This window comes from Streptomyces sp. SX-6 (genome assembly GCF_059089585.1).
The window spans coordinates 101302-111227 of the sequence record NZ_JBTHHU010000002.1; the positions used below are offsets into that span (position 1 = coordinate 101302).

Annotated in this window: 6 protein-coding genes and 1 pseudogene; all 7 read left to right on the forward strand. The window is 71.4% G+C overall.

Annotated elements, in window-relative coordinates:
- Positions 1–590: 590 nt before the first annotated feature.
- Entirely contained in the window at positions 591–1970 is a 1380-nt protein-coding gene (locus ACV530_RS03005) for a glycosyltransferase (protein WP_494330624.1), read from the forward strand.
- 62 nt (positions 1971–2032) lie between these two features.
- Positions 2033–3091, forward strand: coding sequence for a DegT/DnrJ/EryC1/StrS family aminotransferase (locus ACV530_RS03010; protein ID WP_494330625.1), 1059 nt, complete (start codon positions 2033–2035; stop codon positions 3089–3091).
- Between the two features lie 29 nt (positions 3092–3120).
- On the forward strand, positions 3121–4299 hold the full coding sequence (locus ACV530_RS03015) for a cytochrome P450 (RefSeq protein WP_494330626.1): 1179 nt from the start codon (positions 3121–3123) through the stop codon (positions 4297–4299).
- A 72-nt stretch (positions 4300–4371) separates the two neighbouring features.
- Positions 4372–4563 (forward strand): ferredoxin, encoded by a 192-nt coding sequence (locus ACV530_RS03020; protein ID WP_494330627.1) that lies wholly within the window; start codon positions 4372–4374, stop codon positions 4561–4563.
- Positions 4564–4674: 111 nt separating this feature from the next.
- Positions 4675–7899, forward strand: a pseudogene (locus ACV530_RS03025) (type I polyketide synthase); the annotation flags it as partial.
- A 96-nt stretch (positions 7900–7995) separates the two neighbouring features.
- Positions 7996–8988 carry an ATP-binding cassette domain-containing protein gene (locus ACV530_RS03030; protein WP_494330628.1) on the forward strand — a complete coding sequence of 331 codons (993 nt, stop codon included), beginning with the start codon at positions 7996–7998 and terminating at the stop codon, positions 8986–8988.
- Between the two features lie 64 nt (positions 8989–9052).
- Positions 9053–9907, forward strand: coding sequence for an ABC transporter permease (locus ACV530_RS03035; protein WP_494330629.1), 855 nt, complete (start codon positions 9053–9055; stop codon positions 9905–9907).
- The last annotated feature ends 19 nt before the right edge of the window (positions 9908–9926 follow it).

Here is a 9926-nt window from a genome sequence, read left to right on the forward strand (position 1 = left end):
TATCCCTTTCATGAAGCTTCACGTGTGGAGCGAAAAACTTTTTGGAAGGCTAGTTAACTACTAGTCCAGGGGTCAACGACCGCCATGACGTGGATGCTTAAATCTGCGGCTCCGCCGAAAAAGTTCGGTACCCGGCTCGCAGCTTCGGTGACCCGGTTCGGATCCGAATCACGCCAATGTCCGAAACTTTTACGCCACTCCCGGGGCGGGATTTCACTCTCCGAACACGGACGGCCACGCCACGTCAGGAAGCCGGATCGAGGGCGACGAATTCATGGGCGCCGGGCCGGGACGGCATGGCTATTGAAAAATGCCCCGTCACCGCACTCGATTCACCCTCGGAATACGCGCCGCACCCGGTCGCGGTGTTCGCGACAAAAACGCGTCAAGCATTTCCACGGCGCGCGGGAACGCGTGCCGGCCGCCGTCGGGGCGCCCGGCACCCGGCGTGACAGCCACCGCGCGCGAGGGAGCGGGCGGCGGAGTCTAAGGATTTCCCGGCATCCGGCGTGAGATCAAAGGTGAGTACGTCGGCCGCCCCGCACCGGACGTGTTCGACGTGCCTGCCTGCCACCGCTGAAAGGGAACCCATGGACTCCGCCCGACGGCCGATCCTCTTCGTCAGCCTTCCGGAGAGCGGCCTGCTCAATCCGATGCTCGTGCTGGCGGGCGAGCTGTCCCGCCAAGGGGTGGAGGACCTCTGGTTCGCCACCGACGAACCTCGGCGCGACGACGTCAAGAGGATCGGGGAGGGCGGCTCGCCGGTGGAGTTCGCCTCCCTGGGCGAGGTCATCCCCGAACTGTCGGCCGTGACCTGGGACGACCGGATCTACCGCGAGGTCACCCAGTCCTCACGCTTCAAGGCCCACCGCGCGGTCATCCGGCACACCTACCGGCCCGACCTCCAGGCGGTGAAGTTCCGCCGGCTCGAAGCCGTGGTCGACGAGGTCCGGCCGAAGCTGATGGTCATCGAATCGATCAGCTCCTTCGCCGTCGAGCTGGCCATCGCGCGGAAGATCCCGTACGTGCTGAGCGTGCCGTTCCTGCCGAGCAACGTGCTGACGTCGCACACGCCCTTCGGGAAGAGCTACACCCCGAGGGGCTTCCCGGTCCCCCACACCGGGCTGCCGGTCAGGATGACCCTCGCCCAGCGCGTCAGCAACGAGCTGTTCAGGTTCAGGACCCTCGCGCTGTTCTGCACGCCCGGGATGGGCAGGGTCCTCGCGGCGGACAGCCGTCGGCGTACGGCACTCGGCCTCCCCTCGCTCGGACAGATGGCGAGGATCGAGAAGGCCGAGATGGTCCTGTGCAATTCGATCGCGGAGCTGGACTACCCCTTCGACGTCCCGGAGAAGATGCGGCTGGTGGGCACGATGGTCCCGCCGCTTCCGGAGGCCCCGGACGACGAGGACCTCTCGCACTGGCTGGACGCCCAGTCGTCCGTCGTCTACATAGGGCTCGGGACCATCACCCGGCTGACCCGGGCAGAGGTCGGCTCCATCGTGGAGGTCGCCCGCCGCCTGGAGGGCCGGCACCAGGTGCTGTGGAAGCTGTCCAGGGAGCAGCAGCGCCTGCTCCCGCCGGCGGAGTCGCTGCCGGCCAACCTCCGTATCGAGAGCTGGGTTCCCTCGCAGCACGACGTTCTCGCCCATCCGAACGTGAAGGTGTTCTTCACCCACGGCGGCGGCAACGGCTTCAACGAGGGCGTGTACTTCGGCAAACCGCTCGTGGTCCGGCCGCTGTGGGTGGACTGCTTCGACCAGGCCGTGCGCGGCCGGGACTTCGGCATCAGCCTGACCCTGGACCGGCCGCAGCACCTCTCCGTCGGCGACGTCGTCGACAAGCTCACCCGGGTGCTGGGCACCCCCTCCTTCCGCGAGAACGCGGAGCGGCTCAGCGCCCTGCAACACGCGGCGGGCGGCCGGGAGACCGCCGCCTCCCTGATCCTCGGGCTCCCGGCCCTGGCGTGAAGACGCCAGGGCACGCGGACCGCACGAGGCACCCGGACCATACGAGAAGGAAGCAACCGACGATGTCGTTCAAGTACCCCGTGTCCAGGCCCGCCCTGGACGGCAGAGAGCTGGAATACGTCACCGCCACCGTGGGCGACGGCTGGATATCGTCCCAAGGCCCCATGATCCAGCGCTTCGAACGGGCCTTCGCGGACTACAACGCGGTCGCGCACGGCGTCGCGTGTTCCTCCGGGACCGCCGCCCTGACGCTGGCCCTGCGGGCACTGGGGATCGGCCCGGGCGACGAGGTGATCGTCCCCGAGTTCACCATGGTGGCCTCCGCGTGGGCAGTCACCTACACCGGGGCGACGCCCGTCTTCGTGGACTGCGCGGACGACCTCAACATCGACGTCACCCTCATCGAGGAGAAGATCACCTCGCGGACGAAGGCCATCATGCCCGTCCACATCTACGGCCGGCGCTGCGACATGGACGCGATCATGGACATCGCGTTCCAGCACAACCTGCGGGTCGTCGAGGACTCCGCCGAGGCCCACGGCATCCGGCCGGTCGGCGACATCGCCTGCTACTCGCTCTTCGCCAACAAGATCATCACCTCGGGCGAGGGCGGCATCTGCCTCACCGACGACCCCAGGCTGGCCGGGCAGTTGGAGCACCTGCGCGCCATGGCCTTCACCCGGGACCACAGCTTCCTGCACAAGAAGGTCGCCTACAACTTCCGGATGACGGCCATGCAGGCCGCCGTCGCCCTGGGCCAGACCGAGCGGCTGGACGAGATCCTCGAGATCCGCCGCGCGATCGAGAAGCGCTACGACGAGGGCCTCGCCGACGTCCCCGGCATCACGCTGATGCCGCCGCGCGACGTGCTGTGGATGTACGACCTCCGGGCCGAACGCCGTGAGGAGCTACGGGCGTTCCTGGCCGACCAGTCCATCGAGACCCGGCTCTTCTTCAAGCCGATGAGCCGGCAGCCCATGTACTTCAGCCCCGACTGGCCCTCGCTCAACGCCAACGTCTTCGCCGAGGACGGGCTGTACCTGCCCACGCACACCGGACTGACCGCCGCCGACCAGGACTTCGTGATCGGCAAGGTCCGCGCGTTCTACGGCGTGGGCTGACCGGCCCGGCCAAGAGGGGAAATCCGCACATGACGCACACCGACCCGCTGGTGGTCGACTTTCCGCAGCGCAAGCCCGGCGCGCCCTTCCCGCCGCCCGACTACGCGGACTACCGGGAGCAGGAGGGGCTGGTCCTCACCCACGTGCCCAACGGCAACCGGGCCTGGCTGGTCACCCGGCACGAGGACGTACGTGCCGTCCTGACCAATCCCAAGATCAGCTCCAACCCGCAGCACAAGGGGTTCCCGACCGCCGGCACGACCCTGGGGGTGCCCAGCCAGGAGCAGATCCCGGGCTGGTTCGTGGGGATGGACTCCCCGGAGCACGACCGGTTCCGCAAGGCGCTCATCCCCGAGTTCACCGTCCGGCGGGTCCGGGCGATGCGGCCGGCGATCGAGAGCACGGTGGAGAAGCGCCTCGACGAGATGCTGGCCGCGGGCGACTCCGCCGATCTCGTCGCGGACTTCGCCCTGCCCATCCCCTCGCTGGTGATCTCGGCGCTGCTCGGAGTGCCGCCCGCCGACCGCGAGTTCTTCGAGTCCAGGACGCGCACCCTGGTCGCCATCCACGCCTCGACCGACCAGCAGCGGGAGGCCGCCGCCGCGGACCTCCTGCGGTACATCAAGCGGCTGGTGGCCATCAAGGAGAAGTGGCCCGCCGACGACCTGATCAGCCGGCTGCTGGCCAACGGCGCGATCGCCCCGCACGAGTTGTCGGGCGTGCTGATGCTGCTGCTCATCGCCGGCCACGAGACGACCGCCAACAACATCGCACTCGGTGTGGTCACGCTCCTCATGAACCCCGAGTGGATCGGCGACGACCGGGCCGTGGAGGAGACCCTGCGTTTCCACTCGGTCGCCGACCTGGTGTCCCTGCGGGTGGCGGTCGAGGACGTGGAGATCGCGGGACAGCTCGTCAAGGCGGGCGACGGCATCGTGCCGCTGGTCGCGGCGGCCAACCACGACGGGAACGCCTTCGAGTGCCCGCACATGTTCGACCCCGCCAGGTCCGCCCGCCACCATGTGGCCTTCGGCTACGGCGTGCACCAGTGTCTCGGGCAGAACCTGGTGCGGGTCGAGATGGAGATCGCCTACCGCAAGCTCTTCGAGCGCATCCCGACGCTCCGGCTCGACGTGCCGGAAGAAGGGCTGGCCTTCAAGCACGACGGCGTGCTGTACGGCCTGCACGAGCTGCCGGTCCGCTGGTAGCGGAACCCCTGCCCGCCGGACGCGCCTCCGGCCGTCCGGCGGGCCCCCATCCACCGCAGGAGAGACACCACCATGCGTATCACCGTCGACCCCGACCGCTGCGTGGGAGCGGGCCAGTGCGTGCTCACCGCGCCGGAGATCTTCGACCAGGACGAGGACGGGCTGGTCGCCCTCCTCGCCGCGCCCGGCACCGGCGACGCGGCCAAGGTCCGGCTGGCGGCCGGCCTCTGCCCGTCCCGGGCGATCACCGTGCACGAGGGCTGACGTCCGCCCCGGAGTGACCCGCCGGCCGCGTCCCCCAACCGATGAAAGCGCTCGAATCCGGGAGTGAAGGTGCCCGTCCAGACAGATGACTACACGAACGATCCGTCCGCCGAGCCCGTGGCCGTCATCGGCATGGCCTGCCGGCTGCCGGGCGGGGCCCACTCCCCCGAAGCCCTGTGGGAACTGCTCTCCGGCGAGGCCGACGCGATGTCCGGCTTCCCCGAGGACCGTGGCTGGAACCTCGGCCGCCTCTTCGGCGACGACCCCGACCGCCCCGGCACGACCTGCGCCCGCGAAGGCGGCTTCCTGCACGACGCGGGCCACTTCGACGCGGGCTTCTTCGGCTTCTCCGAGCAGGAGGCGACGGCGACCGACCCGCAGCAGCGCCTGCTCCTCGAAGCCGCCTGGGAGACCTTCGAACGGGCGGGCATCGACCCGACGACCCTGAAGGACACCCGCACCGGCGTGTTCACCGGCGCGTCCCACGGCGGCTACGCCGCCGACCCACCCGTGAACCACGGCGAGTTGGAGGGCATGCTGGCCACCGGGACCGCCGGGAGCGCGGTCTCCGGGCGCATCGCCCACACCTACGGGCTGGAGGGCCCCGCGCTGACGGTGGACACCGACTCCTCGTCCTCCCTCGTCGCCCTGCACCTGGCCTGCCGGTCCCTGCGGTCGGGCGAGTCCGCCCTCGCGCTGGCCGGCGGCGTCGCCGTCATGGCCTCACCGGCGCCCTTCGCACGGTTCTCCCGGCTGGGCGCGCTGTCCCCCGGCTCCCGCTCCCGGGCCTACGCGGACGCCGCCGACGGTTCGGCCTGGTCCGAGGGCGCGGGACTGCTCCTGCTGGAACGGCTCGGGGACGCCCGGCGCAACGGCCACCGCGTCCTGGCGCTCGTACGCGGTTCCGCCGTCAACCAGGACGGCGCCTCCGACGGGCTCACCGCGCCGAGCGGCCCAGCCCAACAGCGCGTCATCCACCAGGCCCTGGCGGACGCCCGGCTGGCACCGCGGGACGTCGACGCCGTGGAGGGCCACGGCGCCGGCACACCGCTCGGCGACACCGTGGAGATCCAGGCCCTCCTGGCCACGTACGGCAGGGATCGCCCCGACGGCCGGCCGCTGTGGCTGGGCTCGGTGAAGTCGAACCTCGGACACACCCAGGCCGCCGCGGGAGTCGTCGGGATCGTCAAGACGGTGCTCGCGATGCGCCACGGCCTGCTGCCCAGGACCCTGCACGTGGACGAGCCGTCGTCCCGGGCGGACCGGTCCGACGGCTCGGTGCGGGTGCTGGCCGAGGCCCGGCCCTGGCCCCGGGAGAACGGGCGTAAGCGCCGGGCAGGGGTGTCCTCCTTCGGGCTCACCGGCACCAACGCCCATGTGATCCTGGAGGAGGCACCGGCCGACGACGGCACGGACGGCACGCCCGCCGACGACGCCGACGACACGGCCGTGCCCTGGATCCTGTCCGCCCGCAGCCGGGCGGCGCTCCGCGCGCAGGCGCGACGGCTGGCCGAGCAGGTACGGGCCGACCCCGGGCTGTCCGCGCGGGACGTCGCCCACTCGCTGGCCGGCACGCGCGCGCTGCACGGCCACCGGGCCGTGATCAGCGGCTCCGGCCGCGCGGAACTGCTGTCCGCGGCCGCCGAGTTCGGCAGCGGCAAGCAGAGTTCCGCGGTCACCGTCGAGGACTCCTCGCCGGGCGGACTGGCCATCGTCTTCGCCGGCCAGGGCGGCCAGCGGTCCGGCATGGGGCGCCGGGCGGCCGAGGCGTTCCCCGTGTTCGACGCAGCGCTGCGCGACGTGTGCGCCACCATGGACACCCTGCTGGACCGGCCGCTCCTCTCGGTGATGTGGGCCGACCCCGACTCCGACGAGGCGGCCCTCCTCGAGGACAACTCCTACGCGCATCCCGCCCTGTTCGCCCTCCAGGTCGCCCTGTACCGGCTCTTCGAGTCCTGGGGCGTGGTCCCGGACCACCTGGCGGGACACTCGGCCGGCGAGACCACCGCCGTTCATGTGGCGGGCGGGCTCGGTCTCGAGGACGCCTGCACACTGGTGGTGGCCCGGGCCCGGCTGATCGACGCGTTGCCACCCGGCGGGGCGATGGTGGCGGCCCACGTCTCGGAGAGCGAAGCGGTGTCGTTCCTCGCCGGGTTGCCGGGACCCGTGTCGATCGGCGCCGTGAACGGGCCGTACTCCGTCGTGTTCTCGGGCGCCGAGACGGCGCTGGCCGTGGTCACGGACCGGCTCAATGCCGCCGGCCACAAGAACCGGCGGGTCGCGGACAACGGCGCCCACTCGCCGCTCATGGACCCCCTGCTGGAGGAGTTCGGCGCGGTCCTCCGCGGGCTGTCCTACGCCACGCCCGTCATCCCCGTCGTCTCGACCACCACCGGCAAGCACCTGACGGCCGAGGACGCCCACGACCCCGGCCACTGGCTGCGGCACGTACGGGAGTCGGTGCGGTTCAAGGACGCGATCGAGCGGCTCCGGGACGAACGCGTCACCGGTTTCCTGGAGTTGGGTCCTCATCCGGTGCTCACGCCGGCGATCGACGAATGCCTGGACCCCGCCGGCACCGGCTCCGGGGCCGCCATCGTGCCGAGCCTGCGCGTCGGTGAGAGCGAGCGGCACGCCGTGCTCACGGCCGTCGCCCGGATGCACGCCCACGGCGTTCCCGTCGACTGGAACGCGGTTCTGCCCGGGGCGCGCCCCGTTCCCCTGCCGACCTACGCGTTCCAGCGGCGGCGGTTCTGGCTGGGGTCCGAGGCCGCCGGGAGCGACACGGCGGGCGCCGGGGACGAGCCCGTGGCCGACAACGAGCCGCCGGCCCTGGCCGACCGGCTGTCCGGCCTCGACGACCCCGCGCAGGACGCGCTCGTGCTGACCCTGGTCCTCACCGAGGTCTCGGCCGCCCTGGGCATCCAGGATCTGCGGAGCGACGAAGGCGGCCGGGCCTTCCTGGACATGGGGATCACCTCGGTGGGCGCGTTGGCGCTGCGCAGCAGGCTCGCGGCGGCCACGGGCGTACGGCTCCCGGCCACGCTCGTGTACGACCATCCCACGCCCGACGCCGTCGTCCGGCTCGTACGCGACCGGCTCGCGGTACCGGCCGCCGTCCGTGACACGGCTGCCGTGGTCGCCGAGCTGGAGTCCCTGCTCGCGGCCGGCGCGCCGGTCTCCGCGGACACGGCGGCGCGGCTGAAGGCGGTGGCGGCCCGTTGCCCGGCCGAGGCGCCCTCGGCCGGCGCGGACCGCCCGTCCCCGGCCGACGCGCTCGACCTGTCCTCGGCCAGCGACGACGACCTGTTCCGCCTGCTGGACGGGGCGGGGTGACACGCCCCGGTGGGGGCGGGCCCCACCGGGACACGACAGCCGCCGGGATCCCTTCCGCGCGGCACTCGGAACACTCATCTGCGGGAGAGATCAGCCATGAGCGGGCTCGTTTGGCCCACCGCTGCCCGGACGGCCGGGGACATCATGATCGAGGCGGACGGCGTCAGCAAGATCTTCGGTTCCTTGCGCGCCCTGGACTCGGTGAGTGTCTCCGCGCCCCGGGGAACCGTACTGGCCCTGCTCGGCCACAACGGCGCGGGCAAGACCACCCTCGTCAACGTCCTGACCGCCGCCCTGCCGCCCAGTTCGGGGCGAGCGGCGGTCGCCGGCTTCGACGTCACGCGCGAACCGCGCGAAATACGCAAACGCATCGGTCTCACCGGCCAGTTCGCCTCGGTCGACCCCCTGCTCTCGGGGCGGGACAACCTCGTCCTGCTGGCCCGGCTGCTCGGCGCGGGCCGCAGGCCGGCCCGGGCGAGGGCCGACGAGCTGCTGGAGCTGTTCGGCCTCCAGGACTTCGCGGAGCGCCGACCGGGCACGTACTCCGGCGGTCTGCGCCGGCGGCTCGACCTGGCCGCCTCCCTCGTCGGCCACCCGGACGTCATCTTCCTCGACGAGCCGACCACGGGCCTGGACCCGTCGAGCCGGCTGAACCTCTGGGAGATCGTGGAGGGGCTCGTCGCCGAGGGCACCACGGTTCTCCTCACGACCCAGTACCTCGACGAGGCGGACCGGCTCGCGGACTCCATCGCCGTGCTCTCCGCCGGCGCGGTGATCGCGAGCGGCACCTCCGCCGAGCTGAAGGCCACGGTGGGGCGGCGCACGGTGACGGTGACCCCGGATGCCGCGGCCGACCCGGCAGTGGCCTGCGAGGCCGTACGGCGGGCGGGCCTGGAGCCGGTGCCGGACCACGAGAACGGCACCATCGTCATCGTCATCGAGGCGTCGAAGGACGTCGCGGTCGTGATCCGGGCCCTGGACCAGGCGGGCATCGAGGCCACGGAGCTGTCGTTCGGGGAGCCGAGCCTCGACGACGTCTACCTCACGCTGGCCGACCGGGTCACCCGGCCCACGCCCCCCGCGTCGTGAACCGCCCTCGCGCCCTTGCGCCTTGCCCAGGCACGTCGTTCATCGAACAGATCGTGGAGACTCCATGACCGCACAAGTCATCGACACCACCGACTCGGCACCGTCGGCCCCGGGTTCCGCCCCGGGGCCGACGGCCGCATGGGACGGCTGTTCGATGTTCACCCAGATCCGTATCCTCACCGGCCGGTCGATGCGGGCGCTGGTGACCGATCCCGGCGTGGTCCTCTTCGGCCTGATCCAACCGGTGATCATCCTGTTCATGCTGACCCAGGTCTTCAGCGGGATGAGCAGGTCGGCCCACTTCCCCGAGGGGATCGGCTACCTCGACTTCGTCATGCCGGCGATCCTGGTGGACAACGCGGTGCAGTCCGCGATCCAGTCCGGGATCGGAGTGGTGGACGACCTCAAGAACGGTATGGTCGCCCGACTGCGCAGCCTCCCCATCCACCCCAGTTCGCTGTTGATCGCCCGCAGTCTGGCGAATCTGGTCCGCTCCACGGTCCAGGTCGCGATCATCTTCGTGCTGGCCGTCACCGTGCTCGGCTATTCCCCCCGGGGCGGCCCGGGGAAGCTCTTCGCCTCGGCCGGGCTGGCGCTCTTCATCACCTGGACCCTGGGGTGGGCGTTCATCGCCGCGGCCGCGTGGCTGCGACGGGCCGAGCCCATGCAGAACCTCGCTGTCATCGCGATCCTCCCCCTGATGTTCGCTTCGAGCGGCTACGTCCCGGTCGACGACCTGCCGATGTGGCTGCGCGTGGTCGCCCACGTCAATCCGCTGACGTACGCGATCGACGCGACGCGCTCGCTCGCGCTCGACATGCCCGGCACCGGGTCCGCCCTGATCGCGGTGCTCATCGGCAGCGTCATCGCCGTCGTGGGCGGTGTCCTCGCGGTGGTGGGCTTCCGCCGCCCGCTCTGAGCCGCCCCTCTCCTCCGCA

Coding starts and splice junctions, on each gene's coding strand:
- ACV530_RS03005 (WP_494330624.1), top strand. CDS start 591: ATGGACTCCGCCCGACGGCCGATCCTCTTCGTCAGCCTTCCGGAGAGC.
- ACV530_RS03010 (WP_494330625.1), top strand. CDS start 2,033: ATGTCGTTCAAGTACCCCGTGTCCAGGCCCGCCCTGGACGGCAGAGAG.
- ACV530_RS03015 (WP_494330626.1), top strand. CDS start 3,121: ATGACGCACACCGACCCGCTGGTGGTCGACTTTCCGCAGCGCAAGCCC.
- ACV530_RS03020 (WP_494330627.1), top strand. CDS start 4,372: ATGCGTATCACCGTCGACCCCGACCGCTGCGTGGGAGCGGGCCAGTGC.
- ACV530_RS03030 (WP_494330628.1), top strand. CDS start 7,996: ATGAGCGGGCTCGTTTGGCCCACCGCTGCCCGGACGGCCGGGGACATC.
- ACV530_RS03035 (WP_494330629.1), top strand. CDS start 9,053: ATGACCGCACAAGTCATCGACACCACCGACTCGGCACCGTCGGCCCCG.